This window comes from Streptomyces ficellus, assembly GCF_009739905.1.
Lineage (GTDB): Bacteria > Actinomycetota > Actinomycetes > Streptomycetales > Streptomycetaceae > Streptomyces > Streptomyces ficellus_A.
The window spans coordinates 2,677,082-2,696,169 of sequence record NZ_CP034279.1; the positions used below are offsets into that span (position 1 = coordinate 2,677,082).

The 19,088-nt window shown below is 72.0% G+C and carries 20 protein-coding genes; 2 read left to right on the forward strand and 18 right to left on the reverse strand.

Annotated elements, in window-relative coordinates; all coding sequences use genetic code 11:
* From EIZ62_RS11470 to EIZ62_RS11525, 12 genes are all read right to left on the reverse strand, one after another.
* A complete protein-coding gene (locus EIZ62_RS11470; RefSeq protein ID WP_156696340.1) occupies positions 1 to 579 on the reverse strand; it encodes a pilus assembly protein TadG-related protein in 579 nt (192 codons plus the stop codon).
* Positions 576 to 812: a hypothetical protein gene (locus tag EIZ62_RS11475; protein WP_156692608.1), complete on the reverse strand. Its 237-nt coding sequence runs from the start codon at positions 810 to 812 to the stop codon at positions 576 to 578. The genes EIZ62_RS11470 and EIZ62_RS11475 overlap by 4 nt, the downstream gene beginning before the upstream one ends.
* Positions 813 to 928: 116 nt before the next feature.
* Complete coding sequence (locus tag EIZ62_RS11480; protein WP_156692609.1) at positions 929 to 1,657, reverse strand: response regulator transcription factor; 729 nt, start codon at positions 1,655 to 1,657, stop codon at positions 929 to 931.
* The gene (locus EIZ62_RS11485; protein WP_156692610.1) at positions 1,636 to 2,901 is read right to left on the reverse strand and encodes a sensor histidine kinase; all 1,266 of its coding nucleotides are present in this window, start codon (positions 2,899 to 2,901) and stop codon (positions 1,636 to 1,638) included. The genes EIZ62_RS11480 and EIZ62_RS11485 overlap by 22 nt, the downstream gene beginning before the upstream one ends.
* Positions 2,902 to 2,905: 4 nt before the next feature.
* Entirely contained in the window at positions 2,906 to 3,793 is an 888-nt protein-coding gene (locus EIZ62_RS11490; protein WP_156692611.1) for a DUF5936 domain-containing protein, read from the reverse strand.
* 15 nt (positions 3,794 to 3,808) lie between these two features.
* On the reverse strand, positions 3,809 to 4,747 hold the full coding sequence (locus tag EIZ62_RS11495; RefSeq protein ID WP_156692612.1) for a type II secretion system F family protein: 939 nt from the start codon (positions 4,745 to 4,747) through the stop codon (positions 3,809 to 3,811).
* A gap of 78 nt (positions 4,748 to 4,825) precedes the next feature.
* Entirely contained in the window at positions 4,826 to 6,169 is a 1,344-nt protein-coding gene (locus EIZ62_RS11500) for a TadA family conjugal transfer-associated ATPase (RefSeq protein WP_156692613.1), read from the reverse strand.
* Between the two features lie 15 nt (positions 6,170 to 6,184).
* Positions 6,185 to 6,589, reverse strand: coding sequence for a TadE family protein (locus EIZ62_RS11505; RefSeq protein ID WP_156692614.1), 405 nt, complete (start codon positions 6,587 to 6,589; stop codon positions 6,185 to 6,187).
* Positions 6,586 to 6,948, reverse strand: coding sequence for a TadE family protein (locus EIZ62_RS11510; protein WP_156692615.1), 363 nt, complete (start codon positions 6,946 to 6,948; stop codon positions 6,586 to 6,588). Before EIZ62_RS11510 ends, EIZ62_RS11505 begins: the two co-directional genes overlap by 4 nt.
* Positions 6,949 to 6,970: 22 nt before the next feature.
* Entirely contained in the window at positions 6,971 to 8,218 is a 1,248-nt protein-coding gene (locus EIZ62_RS11515) for a CpaE/TadZ family protein (protein ID WP_156692616.1), read from the reverse strand.
* Between the two features lie 7 nt (positions 8,219 to 8,225).
* Positions 8,226 to 8,948, reverse strand: a complete 723-nt coding sequence (gene cpaB, locus EIZ62_RS11520; protein WP_156692617.1) for a Flp pilus assembly protein CpaB — start codon at positions 8,946 to 8,948, stop codon at positions 8,226 to 8,228.
* Positions 8,949 to 9,111: 163 nt separating this feature from the next.
* Positions 9,112 to 9,954 carry a hypothetical protein gene (locus EIZ62_RS11525; protein WP_156692618.1) on the reverse strand — a complete coding sequence of 281 codons (843 nt, stop codon included), beginning with the start codon at positions 9,952 to 9,954 and terminating at the stop codon, positions 9,112 to 9,114.
* Between the two features lie 310 nt (positions 9,955 to 10,264).
* On the opposite strand from EIZ62_RS11525, the gene EIZ62_RS11530 reads away from it, so the two are divergent.
* A complete protein-coding gene (locus EIZ62_RS11530; RefSeq protein ID WP_156692619.1) occupies positions 10,265 to 11,980 on the forward strand; it encodes a chitinase in 1,716 nt (571 codons plus the stop codon).
* Between the two features lie 3 nt (positions 11,981 to 11,983).
* On the opposite strand, the gene EIZ62_RS11535 is transcribed toward EIZ62_RS11530, so the two are convergent.
* Together EIZ62_RS11535 and EIZ62_RS11540 are read right to left on the reverse strand one after the other, a co-directional pair.
* Entirely contained in the window at positions 11,984 to 12,400 is a 417-nt protein-coding gene (locus EIZ62_RS11535; RefSeq protein ID WP_156692620.1) for a hypothetical protein, read from the reverse strand.
* 35 nt (positions 12,401 to 12,435) lie between these two features.
* Positions 12,436 to 13,731, reverse strand: a complete 1,296-nt coding sequence (locus tag EIZ62_RS11540; RefSeq protein WP_156692621.1) for an Nramp family divalent metal transporter — start codon at positions 13,729 to 13,731, stop codon at positions 12,436 to 12,438.
* Between the two features lie 200 nt (positions 13,732 to 13,931).
* Here EIZ62_RS11540 and EIZ62_RS11545 point away from each other — a divergent pair, with 200 nt between their 5' ends.
* Complete coding sequence (locus tag EIZ62_RS11545; RefSeq protein WP_156692622.1) at positions 13,932 to 15,272, forward strand: M14 family metallopeptidase; 1,341 nt, start codon at positions 13,932 to 13,934, stop codon at positions 15,270 to 15,272.
* Positions 15,273 to 15,342: 70 nt separating this feature from the next.
* Here EIZ62_RS11545 and EIZ62_RS11550 read toward each other — a convergent pair whose 3' ends face one another.
* From EIZ62_RS11550 to EIZ62_RS11565, 4 genes are all read right to left on the reverse strand, one after another.
* Positions 15,343 to 16,773 (reverse strand): GntP family permease, encoded by a 1,431-nt coding sequence (locus EIZ62_RS11550; protein ID WP_156692623.1) that lies wholly within the window; start codon positions 16,771 to 16,773, stop codon positions 15,343 to 15,345.
* A gap of 87 nt (positions 16,774 to 16,860) precedes the next feature.
* Positions 16,861 to 17,265, reverse strand: coding sequence for a RidA family protein (locus EIZ62_RS11555; protein WP_156692624.1), 405 nt, complete (start codon positions 17,263 to 17,265; stop codon positions 16,861 to 16,863).
* Positions 17,262 to 18,026 (reverse strand): IclR family transcriptional regulator, encoded by a 765-nt coding sequence (locus tag EIZ62_RS11560; RefSeq protein ID WP_156692625.1) that lies wholly within the window; start codon positions 18,024 to 18,026, stop codon positions 17,262 to 17,264. The genes EIZ62_RS11555 and EIZ62_RS11560 overlap by 4 nt, the downstream gene beginning before the upstream one ends.
* Positions 18,023 to 19,048, reverse strand: coding sequence for a sugar kinase (locus EIZ62_RS11565; protein WP_280117736.1), 1,026 nt, complete (start codon positions 19,046 to 19,048; stop codon positions 18,023 to 18,025). Before EIZ62_RS11565 ends, EIZ62_RS11560 begins: the two co-directional genes overlap by 4 nt.
* Between the last annotated feature and the right edge of the window lie 40 nt (positions 19,049 to 19,088).

Consider the following 19,088-nt stretch of genomic DNA (forward strand, 5'->3'; position numbering starts at 1 on the left):
TCAGTCCTCGGCGAGCCGGACGTCGAAGAGGTCGGACATGTCCGGGAGGAGCGTCGGATCCAGATCCGTCACATCACCCTCGCAGTCCAGCGACCCCGGCGAGGGCGAATCGGCATCCTCGGTGGGCTCGAAACTGCACCGGGGCACGACGATCGCCGTTGCCTGTGCGCTGGCAGTCAGGTTGTCGGTGCCCGGAAGAATGGTGTCCCCCACCGGCTTCTGTGACGACACGCTCACCGTCGAGCCCCAGCGGCCGTCGTACAGAGGCGCGCAGCCCGTCACATCGGCGCCGTTCTGCCCGGCATAGCCCTGACTGGCTCCGCAACCCGAGCCTCCGGGAATCAGGACGCCGTTCAGTAGGTCATCCAGATCATCGATGGTCAGGTCGAAGCTGTCCCGTTGCTCCCGGGCCGCCGCAAGCGCTGCGGCGTCCGCCGCCGATTGAGCGCCATTGCGCGTCGCACCCGCCTGGCCCACCGCGAAGAACGCGAGCGCGAGAAAGAGCAGGCTCGCCACTACGAAAATGTAGAGGGGCGAAGCCTGCCCTGAGTCGCGCGTCCCTGGGAAAGCCGGTGTCAGCCGCCACCGACGATCGCGGTAACGCGCGCGAGCAGCCCCGCGGCGATCGTGTCCCCCACGCCCGACCCCACCACCGCCGCGATGATCACGCCCACCAAAATGATGATCCCGACGTACTCCACCGCTCCCTGTCCCCGGTCGCCGCGGCGCTTGAGGGCCGTGGCGGTGGTGTTGGCCCACGTGCCCACGTACACCTTGGCCTGGGTAGCGGCCTTCAGGATGGTGCTCGGCATGGTGGTCTCCTCCGGGCTGGTACGGGTCGTTGGGGCGAACGTACGGCGCGGGGAGTGGGGTGGGCGTGGGCCTGGGGGCCCAATGGGGGGCCCAATCGGGGAGGTCGGGGAGGTGGTCAGCCATGGGTGGGGCCTCCCTGGGAGTGGGACAGGCCGTGCCAGATGGCGATGGCCTGCCCTCGGCTTTCGGCGTTGAGCTTGGTGAAGATGCGGTTGATGTGGTTCTTCACCGTCTTCTGGCTGATGAAGCACGTGGCGGCGATCTGCTGATTGGTCATGCCCGACGCGATCAGGTCCATCACCTCCACCTCCCGTTGGCTCAGTAATGAATGTGCCACACTCGCTTGCTGCTGCGAAGGGGTTTGGGGGAAGTCCCGCATCCCGAAGGAAGTTGCCGACCTGGCAGACATTGCAGACGCATATTGCGCCCGTACCGTGGCCAGCAGGGCGTTCGAGGCCGTGTAAGTGAAGTGCGGGCGGCCCAGGTGGGCGTCGCGGACCGCGTCGACGAGCTGGTCGGCGGTGAACTCGCCGTGGACGAGGTAGCCGCGGGCGCCGAGGGCGAGCGCTTCGTGGACGATGGCGCTCTCACGGCTGTACGTGGTCATCAGGACCGGGGCCAGGCCGGCCAGGTGGGGCAGGGCGGCCAGGCCGTCGACGTTCGGCATGCGGACGTCGAGGAGGATGACGTCCGGGCGGTGGCGTACCGCCGCCTCGTACGCCTCGCGGCCGTCCGCCGCCTGGGCGGCGACCTCGATGTCCCCGCGGCCGGACAGCAGCGCGGCCAGCCCGGCCCGGACCACGGGGTTGTCGTCGGCGACGATCACTCGCAGCTGCTCAGGCACGGCGGTGCACCCTCCCTCTCCAGCGCCCGGAGCGGCAGTTCCAGGCGGACCTCGGTGCCCTTCGCGGCCCGGCCGCGTCCGACGCGCAGGCGGGCGCCGATCGAGGCGGCGCGCTCCACCATGCCGACGAGGCCGAAGTGGCCCGCCCGTTTCAGGTCGTCGAGCGTCGTGCCGGCGGGCAGGCCCCGGCCGTCGTCGTACACGCGCAGCGTCAGGACGTCGCCGGTCACGCCCGCCGACACGGTGATGGACGTGGGCCGGCCGTGCCGGTGGGCGTTGTCCATGGCCTCCGAGGCGATGGCGAGGAGGTGGCGGGCCACCGCGTACGGGAGGCGGGGCGGGGTGGAGCCGAGCGGGTGGAAGGCGGTGCGTACGCCATGGCGGCGAGCGAAGCCGTCGGCGCGGGCGGCCAGTTCGGCGGCCACGTCCACCCCCGCGTCCAGGCCCGACTCGCGCCGCAGGTCGGCCAGCAGCTCACGGGACTCGGCGGCGGCGCGGCGGGCGGAACGGGCGACGAGCTGCGCCTGGTCGCGGATCGTCTCCGGGTCGCGGTGACCCGCGCCCGCCGCCAGGCCGTCGGCGGCCAGCGCCAGGCCGTGCAGGGTCTTGGCGACCGAGTCGTGCATCTCGCGGGCGAGCCGCGCCCGTTCGGCCTCCACCGCCCCGCCGGCGGCGAGCCGGGCCCGCGCCTCGGTCAGGGCCTGGCTCGCGGCGCCGAAGTCGAGGATCAGGCCGCGCAGGGCGGAGCCGGCCGCCCCGGCGATCACGCACAGGCCGGGGAAGAGGAGCGAGGACGGCTCCACCGCCACCTCCCTGCTGACGCCGTACGCGAGCAGCAGGAGCAGCGACTGGAGGACGGCGAAGAACGCCGCCCCGCGCCAGCCGTACAGCAGGCCGGCGAGCAGCGGCGTGCAGATGGTGACGTACGCCAGCGTCGACTCGGGTGACGCGGTGGCCAGCAGCAGGGCGCCGAACAGCATGTCACCGACCAGAACGACCGGGTGGCGCAGCAGGATGCGGCCGAAGCGCTCCCAGTCGCGCAGCACGACGTACGACACCATGAAGGTGATGAGGACGGCGGCACCCACCAGCCAGGTGCCGATGCCGGGAGCCGCGCCGTCGAGGGCGAACGGCGACGCCAGCACGATCATCGCGAGGCGGAAGCCGAACACCTGGCGGCACAGCGCCTGGAGGGCGTTGACCTGCAGGGGCAGGGACGGCGGATCCGATGTCCGCAGGGTCATGGCGTCACCCGCCGATGAGGTCCGCGAAGTCCACGCCGGAGCCGTAGTAGAAGCTCAGCGCGATCAGGATCATGGTCGCGGGCAGCATCACCATCGTCACGACGAGCGTGGTCTTCGGTACGGCCTTGGCGGCGCTGCGGCGGGCGTTCTGCGCGTCGGTGCGGCGCATGTCGTTGGCGATCTGGATCAGGGTGTCGACGATCGGGGCGCCCAGCTCCTCGCCCTGCTGGAGGGCGGTGACGAACATGGAGACCTGCTCGGAGGCGTTGCGCCTGCGCAGCTGGTCGAAGGCGTCGCGGCGGCTGACGCCCATGTCCATCTGGCGCAGGGTGATGCGCAGTTCGTCGGCCCACGGCCCGGAGTACTTGTCGGCGACGCGTTCCAGGGCCTGGCGGAAGCCGAGCCCGGCGGAGACGACGACGGCGAGGACGTCCAGGAAGTCGGGCAGGGTGCGCTCGATGTCGTCCTTGCGGCGGCGGATGGCGAGCCGGAGCAGGACGTCGGTCCAGGTGAGGCCGTACAGCAGCACGACCACGGCGACGACGGTCTGGCCGCGCGCCAGCATGGCGAGGGCGGCGAGGATGCCGAGGAGGCCGTAGACGGCGCGGCGGGCGGCGTACCGGTCGACGGTCATGCCGCCGGGGTTGCCGGCCATGTCGAGGCGGCGGCGCAGCGCGTCGACCCGCTTGGCGCCCATCATCCCGAGGACGGCGGGCGCCCAGCGCATGCCGAGCCGGTCGACGCCGGAGCCGACGGCGGTGGTGCGGGTGGCGCCGACCTCCAGGGCGAGGACGAGGTCGCCGGGGAGTCTGGCGTCGGCCCGGTACATGCGGACGCCGTGGAAGACGCCGTACACGGACAGGCCGATGACGGCCGCGTACAACAGGCCCATGTGGTGTCTCCTTCCTCAGACTCGGATGCGGGAGAGGCGGCGGATGAGGACGAAGCCGACGGCGTAGAGGCCGAAGGCGAGGACGGAGCCGATCTGGCCGGCGGCGGAGCCGGTCATCCGGTCGAGGGCGCCGGGTGCCATGCCGTTGATCATCAGCAGGAAGCCGAGGCCCAGCAGGGGCAGGGCGAAGGCCGTGACCTTGACCTGGGAGAGCAGGGTGACGACCTCGCGGCGGGTCTCCTTGCGCTCCTCCAGGGTGCTGGTGAGGTTGCGCAGCGAGGTGACGACCTGGCCGCCGGCCCGGTTGGACAGCACGAGCGTCGAGACGAGGACGACCAGCTCGCGGGAGGGCAGGCGGTCGGCGAGGTCGCCGAGCGCGTCGTCCAGGCTGTGGCCGATCGCGAGCTGGTCGGCGACCTTGCGCAGCTCCTCGCCGGCCGGGTCGTCGAGTTCCTCGGCGGCCATGGCGATGGCGGTACGCAGCGCGAGCCCGGCCTGGGTGGCGTTGGCGAGGACGCGGGTCAGTTCGGGGAGCTGGCCGATGAACGCCTCGGTGCGTTTCTGGCGCTGCCAGTTGAGGAACGCGGCGGCGCCCCACAGGCCGGTGAGGGCGGCGAGGACGCCGAAGAAGGGGGCGAACACGGCGGCGGCGACGGCGTACACGCCGAGCAGGGCGACGGCCGCGTACACGGCGTACTCGCCGGGCGTGAGGTCCAGGCCGGTGGCGGCGATCCTGCGCTCGAGGCGGCGGCCGGGGCGGGTGGCGCGCAGGCGCCGGTCGAGGCGTACGAAGCGGCGGCGCCGGCCGCCGGCGGGGAGCTGCCCCGTCTGGGTCATCCGGGCGACGAGGGCCTGGCGCTGCGCCTTGCCGGACGCGTACACGCGCACGCCGGCGACGCCCAGCACGCAGGCGAGGAGCGTGACGCCGAGCGTCAGGAGCGGAAGGTTGTCCATGGTGGCGGGTCCAGTCCGGGGCGGTCGGTCGGGTAGGGGTCGGGCGGGCGGTCAGGCAGGTAGGGGTCGGTCAGGCGGTCAGATGGTCGTCGCGCGGCGGAGCGCGAGGTGTTCGTCGGTCCGCGCCACGCCGAACGCCGCCGGTACCGCCTCGCTCTTGAGGTAGAGGCGTTCGGCGACGCGCAGCGGGAGCGGGTGGTGGACGAAGTGGCCGTGGACGCGCCCGTCGGCGGCCATCGGCTGGGCGGCGAAGTGGCAGACGGTGGCGATCCGGTACTCCTCCCGGCCGTGCGAGTCCACGATCGCGATCTCGGTGATCCTGCGCGTCCCGTCGGCGTGCCGGGTGAGCTGGACGATGACGTCGACCGCGCTGTTGATCTGGTCCTTGATGGCGACGAACGGCACCTCGACCTCCGACATGGAGCCGAGGGTCTGGAGCCGCATCAGGGCGTCCTCGGCGCTGTTGGCGTGGACGGTGGCGAGGGAGCCGTCGTGGCCGGTGGACATGGCCTGGAGCATGTCGAGGGTCTCGCCGCCGCGGACCTCACCGACGATGATCCGGTCGGGGCGCATGCGCAGGGAGTTGCGGACGAGGTCGCGGATGGTGACGCGGCCCTTGCCCTCGACGTTGGGCGGGCGGGCTTCGAGGGTGATGACGTGGGACTGCTGGAGCTGGAGTTCGGCGGAGTCCTCGATGGTGACGATGCGTTCGCCCTCGGGGATGAGCCCGGACAGCGAGTTCAGGAGGGTGGTCTTCCCGGTGCCGGTGGCGCCGGAGACGATCACGTTGAACTTGGCGCGGACGAGCGCGGCGAGCAGCATCACCATGTGCTCGTCGAGCGAGCCGAGGGCGACCAGCTCCTGGAGCGTGAAGGCGCGCGGGAAGCGGCGGATGGTGAGGACGGGGCCGGAGAGGGACAGCGGCGGGATGACGACGTTGACGCGTTCGCCGGAGGGGAGCCGGGCGTCGACCATGGGGTTTGACTCGTCGACGCGGCGGTTGACGGTGGAGACGATCCGCTCGATGGTCTGCATCAGCTGCTCGGTGGACGAGAACCGCATCGGCAGCTGTTCGAGGCGTCCGCGCCGCTCGACGAAGACCTGTTCCGGGCCGTTGACCATGATCTCGCTGATGGACGCGTCCTCCAGGAGCGGTTCGAGGATGCCGAGCCCGAGGGCCTCGTCGACGACCCGGCGGATGAGCTGGGAGCGTTCGGTGGAGGACAGGACGGGGCCCTCACGGCTGATGATGTGGCCGAGGACCCGTTCCAGCCGGGCGCGGCGCTCGGCCGCCGCGAGGGCGGACATCTCCGCGAGGTCGATCTCCTCCAGGAGCTTGACGCGGTAGACGCCGACGAGGTGGTTGTCCTCGCCCTTGCCGCCCGCCGGCTCGGGACTGCTGATGCGCGCCCGCAGACTCATGTCGCTCTCGTCTCCTCAGTCGGTGGCGGGCGTGGTGACGGGCATGGTCGTGGACCTCCGCGCGTCCGGGAAGCCGAAGAGCGGGATGACGGAGGGGATGGGGACGGTGGCGGTGGCGGTGACCTGTTCGCCGCCGGCCCCGGAGACGGTGACGCCGGTGCCGAGCCAGTCGCTCGTCGCCGCCGCTCCGGCGGCCCCCGCGTCCGCTGTCGGGTCCTGCGACGCCACCCGGGCCGCCGCCCTGGACGCCGTACCCGCCTGCTGGACGGCGTAGGCCACGAACCCGAGCTGCACGGCGGCGAGGGCGGCGATCAGCAGGACCGTGACCCAGCCGACGAACTCCACAGCCGACTGGCCGGCGTCACCGGGGCGGCGCCCCTTCCCCGCCACGGACCGCCGCCGCCTCGCGTACCGGGTCATTCGTCGCCCTCCCTCGCCACGGCCGCCGTGCCGGTCACCGGTACGGGGACGTCGAAGCCGGGGAAGAGGACGGGGATGTTCACCTTGACCGAGGCCGTGTACAGGTCGCCGCCCTCGCCGCACTCGGCCGCGACCGACCACGCCCCGGACACGCTGCCCTGCGCGGCCGCGGCGCACGCGCCGGCCCCGCCGACCGTCCCGGCCCGGGCCGCCTCGTCCGCCGCGTTGCCGGCCAGCGACCAGGCGTAGCCGACGAGGGCGGCCTGCCAGAGCAGGACGATCACGCCGAGGACGACCGGGACCATCCCGGTGAACTCGACCGCGACCTGCCCACGGTCACTTCCGTAACGGCGTTCCATGACCCACCCCCGCCCCCTCCGGCTACTTGCCGCGCGCTCGCCGGAGGCCCACCGAGCCCCGGTCGCCGCGGAACTTCCCGTGCCTGTTCTCCCCCTCGGGCGCCTTCACGATGCCCAGTTCGCCGGCGAGCGCCCACAGGGCCTGCTTGACGGAGGACTTGGCTTCCAGGTCCTGCATCCGGCCGGCGTCGACGACCGACTGGAGCTCCTTGAAATTCGCGGGTACGGCGGTCCGTGCGACGCGCGTGCCGGTGATCTTCTCGACGAGCGGCGGCTGGATCTCGGAGTTGCGGATGTGCCGGTTGACCACCGACACGGTCTCCTCCGCCTTGCGGATCTGGAGCCGGTCCCAGAGCCGGACCATCCGCTTGGCGGCGCGCACGGCCACCACGTCGGGGGTGACCAGCAGCAGCGTGGTGTCGGCCATCTCGATGGCGGCGGCGTTGGCGCTGTTGAGCTGGGTTCCGCAGTCGACGACGACGACCTCGTAGCGGTTGCGCAGGGCGCTGACGATCTGGCGGACCGACCGGTCGGTGACGTCCTCGCCGCGCTCGCCCTCGCCCGGCGCGAGCAGCAGGGCGATGCCGGACTGGTGGGCGTACAGCGCGTCCTGGAGCACCCGGGGCGATATGTCCTGGATGGCGGCGAGGTCCACGACGGACCGGCGGAACTGCACGTCCAGGTAGGAGGCGACGTCGCCGGACTGGAGGTCCAGGTCCGCGAGCGCCACGCTCAGCCCCGACGCCCGCGCGGCGAGGGCGAGCTGGACCGCGGTGACGGTGGTGCCGACGCCGCCCTTGGCACCGCTGACGGTGACGACCCGGCCGCCCGGCCCGGTGAAGACGTCGCCGCCCTGTCCGAGGTGGCGCCGTACGCCCGCGGACCAGGCGGCCGCGGACTGGACGCGCTGGGCGAGCTCCTCGTACGACAGGGGCATGCCGATGAGGCCGCGGGCGCCGGAGTCCATGGCGGCGGAGTAGAGGCCGGGGGCGGCGTCGGCGGTGACGAGGACGACGCCGACCGCGGGGAAGCGCAGGGCGACCTCGCGGACGAGTTCCAGGGCGGGGACGGGTCCGATCCGCTCGTGGACCAGGACCACCTCGGGCAGTTCGTCCAGGGACTCGGCGGCGAGCCGGGCCAGGGTGTCGATCAGCGAGGTGGAGTCGCCGACGGGCGCGGCGGGTTCGGTGTCGGGGAGCTGGCTGAGGAGGGTGGTGATGGATCGGGCGGCGTCGGCGTCGCCGACGGCCGGGAGGATGCGTGTGGTCATCCGGCCCTCACTTGTTCCTGTCTTCGTCGAGCGTGTAGCTGCCCTCGCCGGGCCGGAGGACGGTGGGGCTGTTGCGGGGCAGCAGGGCGAGGCGTACGTGCTCGGCGAACGACTCGGCGTACGCCACGCGCTGGGCGTCGGTGGTGCTGAGCGCGAAGGTGATCGGCACGGCCTCCCGCATGCCGACGCCGCGGTTGTCGTCCCGCTTGCCGTCGAGCGGGGTGAGCTTGCCGACGTCGAGGACCCGGGCGTTGGCGACGATGATGCGGGACTCGGCGACGGCGTCCTTCCCTCGGTCGTCGTCGTCGAACGTGGCGAAGATGTTCACCAGGGAGCCTGCGGTGATCTTGCCGGCGACGCCGGTGGCGGCGTCGATCATGATGGCGATCTCCTGCTGGCCGCTCTCCAGGGCGGGCCTTCTGGCGATCATGTCCTCCTGGAGCAGCGAGCCCTTCTTGAGGTCGGTGACCGCGATCTTGTCCTTGACGACGGTGAGGTCGGTGACGGCGTTCCCGGAGAGCCAGCGCTCGGGCATCCTTATCTTCCGGAACTGGGCGGGCTGGAGCGACGTGTACGCCGCGACGTCGGCCTTCAGTTCGTACGCGTCGACCTCGGGGCCGACCTTCGAATTCACGTCGCTGATCACCGTGACCACACCGGCGAACGCGCCGAGGGCGCACAGGAGGGAGAGGAGCAGCAGAATGACTCCGCGACGCTGGCGTGAATTCATGGGCGGGGTGACCTCGCGGGGAAACGTGGGCGTGACGGACGCGGGCGGGACGGACACGGGTGCGGGTGCCAGGTTCGGGAGCTCATAAGGCCTACGGGGCTCGTAAGGCTCACGGAGCTCATAAGGCTTACGGGGCCCATAAGGCTCGTGGGGCTCATGGCGCTCATGCCGTGCCCTGGCTGTGCTCGGGCGGTACGAGCGGGGCCGCGCAGAAGCCGCAGCGGTCTCCTATGAGGTCCGTTCCGCACCAGGAGCAGATCTCCCGCCGCACGGAGGCGACGAGCTGGTACAGCACCGAGATGTCGGGGAGGAAGGCGGCGAACTCGACGAGTTTCGCGGTCCCCCACCACGCCGGGGATCCGGCCGGGAGCGGACAGTCCACGACGTCCTGGACGCGCCAGGCGGGGGCGAGGGACTCGGTGACCCAGTCGGACGCGAGCTGGCCGCGCGCCAGCACCAGCCGCGTACCGAACTCGGGGCCGGCGAGCTGTTCGCCGGTGCCGACCTTGATGAGCTGGGGCGCCGGATTGGCGAGGACGCCGAACTGGGAGCCGGGCACCCACGACTTGGCGTGGGACTTCAGGCCGACGGGCACGCGGTCGAGCCGGGTGACCGTGCTGAGCAGGGCTCCGGCGTAGATGTAGTGGGACAGCAGCCGGGCGGCGGAGGCGACGACACCGGCGCTGAAGTCGCAGACCGACAGCTGGCGTAACTGGCGTACGAGGACGGCGACCCCGAGCGGCGGGAGGTCGAGCTTCAGCAGCGCGACGCGGTCGCTCTCCAGCACCGACCGGACGGTGTGCAGGCGGCGTTCGTGGGGCGCGGGGAGGGAGGACGGGTAGAGGGCGATCACGTACCCGTGCCGCTCGACCATGACCTGCATGTCCGCGATCGCGGCGTCCAGCGGCTGCGCGTCGGGGGACGCCAGCACGGCGGCCGTGGGAGTCTGGTGGTCGGTCGGTGGTAGCACCAGGTCGGCACTGGTGACGGCAATTGCGGTCGGCACGCTGTTCCCCGTTCAGCTCCGGCCACCGGGACACCGGCGAACCGCAGACACCTGCTCTGCCCGTTCCTCCACGCTCACTCCTGCCCACCCGCACTTTAGCCACGTCTCCGGGGGCAGAGAACAGCTTTCAGATCGCCCGATCGCAATGCGTGGACGGTGCTCGGGTGACCAATCAGGACGAAGGCGTCAGTGGTTAACTCCTGTTTCTTTCCACAGGTCTTGACAAGTTGATTGGTCTGGACCAGTTTTACGGAAACGCGGTGGCCACCGTTCCCCAGCACCTCCCCGACTCCCCCACCGGAGGCAGCACGTGGACCCCTCTCCCCGTGGCGCACGCAGACGACACGACCGCCGGCTCGCCGGGACCCTGGCGCTGGCCGTGGGCGCCGGGCTCGCCCTCACCGGCACGGCGGCCGGCACCGCGCACGCCGCCGACGTCAACGTCGCCAGGAACGCCGGCTTCGAGTCCGGCCTGGCCAACTGGACCTGTTCGGCCGGCAGCGGCGCCACCGTCTCCTCTCCCGTGCACGGCGGGACCGCCGCGCTCCGGGCGACACCGGGCGGCCAGGACAATGCCCGCTGCGCGCAGACCGTGACGGTCAGGCCCAACTCCACGTACACGCTCAGCGCCTGGGTGCAGGGCGGGTACGCGTACCTCGGCGCGAGCGGCACCGGGACGACGGACGTCTCGACCTGGACGCCCGGCTCGGCCGGCTGGCAGCAGCTGTCCACCCGCTTCACCACCGGCGCGAGCACCACGTCCGTGACCGTCTACACGCACGGCTGGTACGGGCAGTCCGCCTACTACGCCGACGACGTCTCCGTCTTCGGACCGGACGGCGGAGGCGGCGGCGACCCCGACCCGGTGGTGCCCGCCACGCCCGCCGGGCTCACCGCGGGCACGGTGACCTCGTCGTCCGTCGCCCTCAGCTGGAACCCCGTCCCCGGCGCGGCCGGCTACCACGTCCACCGGGACGGCACCCGGGTCCAGACGGTGACCGGGACGTCGGCGACCGTGACCGGACTGGCGGCGAACACCTCGTACGGCTTCCAGGTCAGCGCCACCAACGCGGCCGGGGAGTCGGCGAAGTCGGCGACCGTCACCGCCCGGACCTCACCCGGCGGGCAGAACCCCAACCCGGCCGTGCCCCGCCACGCGGTGACCGGTTACTGGCAGAACTTCAACAACGGCGCCACCGTGCAGAAGCTGCGGGACGTGCAGGCGCAGTACGACATCATCGCCGTGTCGTTCGCCGACTCGACCGCGACGCCCGGCCAGATCGTCTTCAACCTCGACCCGGCCGTCGGCTACGCCTCGCTCGCCGACTTCAAGGCCGACATCGCCGCGAAGAAGGCCGCCGGCAAGTCCGTGATCATCTCGGTGGGCGGCGAGAAGGGCAACGTCACCATCAACAGTGACGCCTCCGCGACCGCCTTCGCGAACAGCGCGTACGCCCTGATGCAGGAGTACGGCTTCAGCGGCGTCGACATCGACCTGGAGCACGGCATCAACTCCACCTACCTGACGAAGGCGCTGCGCCAGCTGTCGGCGAAGGCGGGGCCGGGCATGGTGCTGACGATGGCGCCGCAGACCATCGACATGCAGAACACCGGAACGGAGTACTTCAAGACGGCCCTGGCCGTGAAGGACATCCTCACGGTGGTCAACATGCAGTACTACAACAGCGGCTCGATGCTGGGCTGCGACGGCAAGGTGTACTCCCAGGGGTCGGTCGACTTCCTGACCGCGCTGGCCTGCATCCAGCTGGAGGGCGGCCTGGACGCCTCCCAGGTCGGCCTGGGCGTCCCCGCCTCGACCCGCGGCGCCGGCAGCGGCTACGTCGACCCGCAGATCGTGAAGAACGCGCTGGACTGCCTGACGCGCGGCACCGGCTGCGGCTCCTTCAAGCCGTCGAAGACCTACCCGGCGCTGCGCGGGGCGATGACCTGGTCCACGAACTGGGACGCCACGGCCGGCAACGCCTGGTCGAACGCGGTCGGCCCGCACGTGCACAACCTGCCGTAGGGGTCAGCCCCGGTGGGCGAGGTAGTGGTGCAGGACGGGGCCCAGTTCCGCCAGCCACTGGTGGAGCTGGGCCTTGCGCCTGGCGTCGACCCGGCACTCGTAGCGCAGGCCGCCGGGGTGCGTGACGGTCACCATGAGGACGGCGCCGTGCGGGGAGGGCGCGTGGTGCACGGCGGCCACGCCCGCCCACGGGAAGTCCATGGTGTGGCCGTTGACCTCCAGGGCCACCCCGTTCGCGTCCACGATCACCGAGTTGCGCCGGTCGTGCGCCACGAACTCCGGCCCCCCGGCGGGCGCCCCGTAGTGCGGCTGCTGCGGGGTGCCGTACTGCGGCTGCTGCGGGGCGCCGTACGGCGCGGGCGGCGCGCCGTACGGCGGCTGTACGGGTATCGGGGGGCCGAATCCGGGGGGAGTCGTCATGCCCCCAGTATGGCCAACGGGACCCTGCCCGCCCGCTACCAGGGCAGGTCGCGCACCTGCTCCACGCACAGCACCAGGAACAGCAGCCCCGCCACGCCCAGGACCCCGTTGCTGAGCCATCCGTTGCGCCACTCGCGCGGGGTGCGGGAGGAGTTGAGGAGCCAGACCAGGGTGAGGGCGAGGAACGGCATGAAGAAGGCGCCGACGACGCCGTACACGATGACCAGGCCGAACGGCTGGTCCAGGAAGAGCAGGGACATCGGCGGGAACGTCAGCCACAGCAGGTAGGCCCGGAAGGGCAGCGACTTCTCCCGGGTGCCGGCGGCCACCGCCTCGCCGGTGGCGGGCTCCCGGCCGCGGAAGCGGCTGACGAAGTCGGCGAACATCAGGCTCACGCCGTGCCAGACGCCGATGAGGGAGGTGATGGAGGTGGCGAAGAACCCGATGAGGAACAGCTTGGCGGTGGCCCCGCCGTACTGGTCCTCCAGGACCTTGCCGAGGTCGAGCAGCCCCTTGTCGCCCTTGGCGAGGGCGACGCCGGAGGAGTGGAGCAGCTCGGCGCCGACGAAGAGCATGGCGACGACGAAGATGCCGGTGGTGATGTAGGCGACGCGGTTGTCGAGCCGCATCACCTTCATCCACGAGGTGTCCGTCCAGCCCTTGGCGTTGACCCAGTAGCCGTACGCGGCCAGCGTGATCGTCCCGCCGACGCCGCCGACCAGGCCGAGGGTGTAGATCAGCGAGCCGTCGGGCAGGACGGGCGCGAGTCCGGCGAACGCCTCGCCCAGGTGCGGGGTGACGCGGATGGCGAGGTAGACGGTGACGACGAACATGACGCCGACGAGGAGGGTCATGACCTTCTCGAAGACGGCGTACCGGTTGAACCAGACGAAGACCAGTCCGCCGAGGCCGCACAGGACGGCCCACCACTTGAGGTCCATGACGCCGGGGAAGAGGGCCTGGAGGGGCAGGGCGCTGGAGGACATGGCGGCGGCGCCGTACACGAAGCCCCAGACGGCGACGTACCCGGCGAAGTAGACGGTGGTCCAGGCGCCGAGGCTGCGCCAGCCGTCGAAGAGGGTGCGGCCGGTGGCCAGGTGCCAGCGGCCGGCGGCCTCGGCGAGCGAGATCTTGACGAGGCAGCCGATGACGGCGGCCCACAGGAGCGTGTAGCCGAACTTGCTGCCCGCGATGAGCGTGGCGACGAGGTCGCCGGCGCCGACCCCGGTCGCGGCCACGACGATGCCCGGACCGATGTAACGCCAACTGGCCTTGCGGAGCGGGGGCCCGGCCGTTCCCTCGGTCTCGCCCTGTCGCGCGGTGTCTGCCATGCGTGTGCCGCCTTTCGCTCGTCCCCTGGTCACACGACGTCACGACACCAAAGCGCGGCGCGTGGTGATCGCGCAAGGGGTCGTACGGGGGGCGGCGTGGCGCGGCGCGGCCGGAGACGTACTTGACGCGCTCATGCCACGGCCGGACGATGCGTCGCACGGGGAGACCCACCCCGTGCCCCCCACCGCAGGAGACATCCATGCGCATCCGCATACGCGGCAGAAGGTCCGCCGCCCTGACGGCCCTGCTGGCCCTCGCCGTCGCGGCACCGCTCACCGCCACCCCGACGACGGCCGCGCCGCCCGTGGCCGCCACCCCGGCCGCCGCCGCGGAGGAGGTCGTCCGGCAGTACGAGATCCATGGCCCGTCCACCCCCGCCGAGCGCACCGCGCTCGCCGCCACCGGCGCCTCCGTCGACGAGGCCGGTGGCCACGCGGTCGTCGTCAGCGCCAACGCCGAACAGGCCCGGAAGCTGCGCGCCCTCGGCCACCGGCTGGAGGCCCTGCCCGCCCCGCCCGACCGCGGCCAGGGCGGCACGGCGCTCGGCGCCATGGACTTCCCCTCCGCCGACGCGCGCTACCACAACTACGCGGAGATGAACGCGGAGATCACCCAGCGGCTCCAGCAGTACCCCGGCATCATGAGCCGCCGCGTCATCGGGAAGTCGTACCAGGGGCGCGACATCGTCGCCATCAAGATCAGCGACAACGTGGCCACCGACGAGAACGAGCCCGAGGTCCTCTTCACCCACCACCAGCACGCCCGCGAACACCTCACGGTCGAGATGGCGCTGTACCTGCTGCGCGAACTCGGCGCCGGCTACGGCTCCGACCCCCGCGTCACCAGCGCCGTGAACAACCGCGAGATCTGGATCGTGCCGGACCTCAACCCGGACGGCGGCGAGTACGACATCGCCTCCGGCTCGTACCGCAGCTGGCGCAAGAACCGGCAGCCGAACTCCGGCTCGTCGTACATCGGCACCGACATGAACCGGAACTGGGACTTCAAGTGGGGCTGCTGCGGCGGCTCCTCCGGCTCCCCGGGCTCCGACACCTACCGGGGCCGCGCCGCCGAGTCCGCCCCCGAGGTGAAGGTCGTCTCCGACTTCGTCCGCTCCCGGGTGGTCGGCGGCAAGCAGCAGATCAGGGCGGGCATCGACTTCCACACGTACAGCGAGCTGGTCCTGTGGCCGTACGGCTACACCTACAGCGACACCGCCCCCGGCCTCACCCAGGACGACCGCGACGCCTTCGCGACCGTCGGCCGCAAGATGGCCGCGAGCAACGGCTACACGCCCGAGCAGTCGAGCGACCTCTACATCACCGACGGGTCCATCGACGACTACCTGTGGGGCGCGCACAAGATCTTCGGGTACACCTTCGAGATGTACCCGCGTTCCGCCTCGGGCGGCGGCTTCTACCCGCCCGACGAGGTCATCGAGCGCGAGACGAGCCGCAACCGTGACGCGGTGCTGCAACTGATCGAGAACGCCGACTGCATGTACCGGTCCATCGGCAAGGAACAGCAGTACTGCGCCTGACGGGTACGGACCGGCGCGGTACGGCGGGAAACCGCCGTCGGGAGACCGCCGTACCGCGCCGGTCCACGTGTCACACCACCAGGCTCAGACCCGCCGCGACGGCGAAGCCGGCCACCGACAGGACCGACTCCAGCACCGTCCAGGACTTGAGCGTGTCGCGCTCGGAGATGCCGAAGTACGTGGAGACGATCCAGAACCCGCCGTCGTTGACGTGCGAGGCGAAGATCGACCCGGCGGAGATGGCCATGATGACCAGCGCCAGGAACGCCTGCGAGTGGTCGCCGTGCTCGACCAGTGGCAGCACGATGCCGGCCGTCGTGACGATCGCGACCGTCGCCGAGCCCTGGGCGACCCGCAGCACCAGCGCGATCAGGTAGGCGAGCACGATCACCGGCAGGCCGATGCCGTTGAAGGTGTCCGAGAGCGCCTGGGCGACGCCGCCGGCCTTGAGGACCGCGCCGAAGACACCGCCCGCGCCGACCACGAGCAGGATGTTGCCGACCGGCTTGAGGGACCGCGTGGACACCGACTCCAGCGACCCGCGGGTCCAGCCGCGCCGGACGCCCAGCACGTAGTACGCCAGCACCAGGGCGATCGTCAGCGCCACGAACGGGTTGCCGAAGAACTCCACGACCGAGCGGAGGGTGGAGGGTTCGAGGGCGATCGAGGAGAACGTCGCGGCGAGGATGAGGACCAGCGGCGTGCCGATGACGGCGAGGACGGTGGACAGCGCCACCGGCGCCTCCGACTCCCCGCCCCGCTCCCGGGCCACCTCGGCCCTGGCCTGCTCGGCGGCCTCCAGCATGTCCTCCGGTACGGGCACGAAGAGCCGTTCGCCGATCCAGGCGGCGTAGCCCCAGGCGGCGAGGACCGCGGGGACGCCGACGGCGACGCCCATGAGGATGACCCAGCCGAGCGAGACGTGCAGCAGTCCGGCCGCGGCCACCGGGCCGGGGTGCGGGGGCAGGAACGCGTGCGTCATGGACAGGCCCGCGAGCAGCGGCATCGCGTAGAGGAGGACCGAGCGGCCGGACCGCTTGGCGGCGGCGTACACGATCGGCGCGAGGACGAAGATGCCGACGTCGAAGAAGACCGGGATGCCGAAGATCAGGCCGGTCAGGCCCATGGCGAGCGGCGCCCGCCTCTCGCCGAACAGGCCGAGGAGCCGGGAGGACAGCACCTGCGCCCCGCCGGACACTTCGAGGATCGCGCCGAGCATGGTGCCCAGGCCGATGATGATCGCGACGTGACCGAGGATGCCGCCCATGCCGGCCTCGACGACGGAGGTGGCGGCGGACTTCTGGACGGTGCCGAACAGTTCGGTGACGGACAGCCCGGCGGCGAGGCCGACGGCTATGGAGACGGCGAGCAGCGCGACGAACGGCTGGAGCCGGACCTTGATGATGAGGAAGAGGAGGAGGGCGATGCCGAGGGCTGCGACGGTGAGGAGACCGGCGGTGCCGTCGACGAGGAGGAGCAGGCCTCCGGTGTGCACGGGCATGTGGGGACTCTTTCGGGCAGGGCGGATCGCGGCACGGCGCCCGGGGGTGGGGCGCCGTGCCGTGGTGCGGCGGCTGGTGCAGGGGGATCAGTCCAGGACGGCGAGGGCGTCGATCTCGATGAGCAGACCGGCGGGGAGACCGACGTAGACCGTGGTGCGGGCGGCGGGGGCGACGGTCAGGCCGGCGAAGTACGCGTTGTAGATCTCGTTCATCTCGGCGAAGTGCGCCGTGTCCGTGAGGTAGACGCGCATCATCATCACGTCGTCCCAGCTCGCGCCGCCCTCCTTCAGGACCGCCTCGACGTTGGCCAGGGTCTGGAGGGTCTGCTCGCGCAGGGTGGGGCCGGCCGGGGTCGGGGCCTGTCCCTCGACGGCGGGGAGGAAGCCGACCTGGCCGGCGACCTGGAGGATGTTGCCCTTGCGCACGCCGTGGGAGAACTTCGCGGGCGGGGCGGTGTGGGTGGCGGGGGTGATCGCGGTCTTCTCGCTCATGGGTGTGCTTCCTTGGGTGGGGTGGTGCCGGAGTACTCCCCGCTGATGGCGTCGGCGGTGCGGCGCACCAGCGGCAGGAGGGTGAGGAGTTCGTCGGCGGTGACGACGACGTTCGGCGCGGACACCGACATGGCGGCGACGACCCGGCCGTCGGCGCCGCGGACGGGGGCCGCGACGCAGTTGATGGACTCCTCGTGGCCGCCGAGGTCGGTGGCCCAGCCCTGTTCGCGCACGGTCGCCAGTTCCTGGAGGAAGGCGGCGGCGTTCGGGATCGAACGGGACGTGTACATGGGGTAGTCGAGCTTCCCGGCCAGGGCGCGGCGCTCGGTCTCGGGCAGGTCCGCGAGCAGCAGCTTGGCCACGGCGGCGACGGTGATCGCGACGGGCTTGCCGATGCGCGAGTACATCCGCACCGGGTAGCGGCTGTCGACCTTGTCGATGTAGAGCACCTCGCCCTCCTCGTGGACGGCGAGGTGCACGGTGTGGCCGGTCTGTTCGTTGAGCGCGACGAGGTGGGGGTGCGCGATCTCGCGGATGTCGAGGCTCTCGACGGCCTCCTGGGCGAGGGCGAACAGCCGGGCGCCGAGGCGGTAGCGCTGGTCCTCCTGGCGGTAGACGAGGCCGTGCTCGTGGAGGGTGCGCAGCAGCCGCAGCGCGGTCGACTTGTGCACGCCGAGGGCGTCGGCGACCTGCCCGAGGTCGGCGGGGCCCCGGGCGAGCAGCGGCAGGATGCTCAGCGCGCGGTCGACGGTCTGGCTCATGGCGTACGTACCTCCTGGTCCTCCCCGGTCCGTGTCCAGCCGGGGCCGAGGTGCAGTCTCCCCCAGGCGTCGTCGTCGAGTCCGGCGAGGCGGTCGGCGTGTGCGGTGGCGGGCGGGTCGCCGAGGTCGCCGGGGACGGTGAGCGCGGCGGCGGCCATGAGGTGCCCGTGGCGCAGGCGCCGGGTGTGGTCGAGCCCGCGGAGCGTCGCCGACAGGAACCCGGCGGCGAACGCGTCCCCGGCGCCGACGGGCGCGACGACGTCGACACGGGGCGCGGGGGCGAAGGTGACGGCGTCCGGCTCCCCGTCCGCGCGGCGGGCGTACACGGTCGCGCCGCGCGCCCCGTGCTTGACCACCAGCACGGCCGGCTGCGGCAGCGCCTCCCGGACGGCCGCCGCGCCGCGCAGGCCCCACGCCGCCTCCGCCTCGTCGTCACCGGTGAGGACGAGGTCGGCGCCCCGGGCGAGGTCCAGCAGGACGGCGGGGTCGGCGCCGCGCCACAGCCCGGCCCGGTGGTTGACGTCGAAGGAGACCAGGGGGCGGCCGGGGCGGGGGGCGGTGAGCGCGCGCATCAGGGCCAGGCAGTCGTCGGAGAGCGCGGCGGTGATCCCGGACAGGTGCAGGACGCGGGCGTCGTCGACGTCCTCGTACGGCACCGTCCGCGGCGACATGGCGGAGGCGGCGGACCCGGCCCGGTAGTAGACGACCTCGTGGGTGTCGGTGGCGCGGTCGGTGGCCGTGCGGAAGTAGACGCCGGTCGGGCGGTCCGGGTCGCGGCGCACCGCGGTGGTGTCGACCCCGTACGCGGCGACGGCGTCCACCAGGTGGTCGCCGAAGCCGTCGGCGCCGACGCGGCTGACCCAGCGGACGCGGTGGCCCGCCGCGGCGAGCGCGCAGGCGACGTTGGACTCGGCGCCCCCGATGGCGCGGGCGAAGGACGGCACGTCGGCGAGGCGGCCGGGCCGGGACGGCAGGAACGTGACCATGGACTCACCGAGACAGATGACGTCGGTTGCGGTCACGCTGGGGGCTCCTCACTGGGTCCGCCGGATCCATTGACCC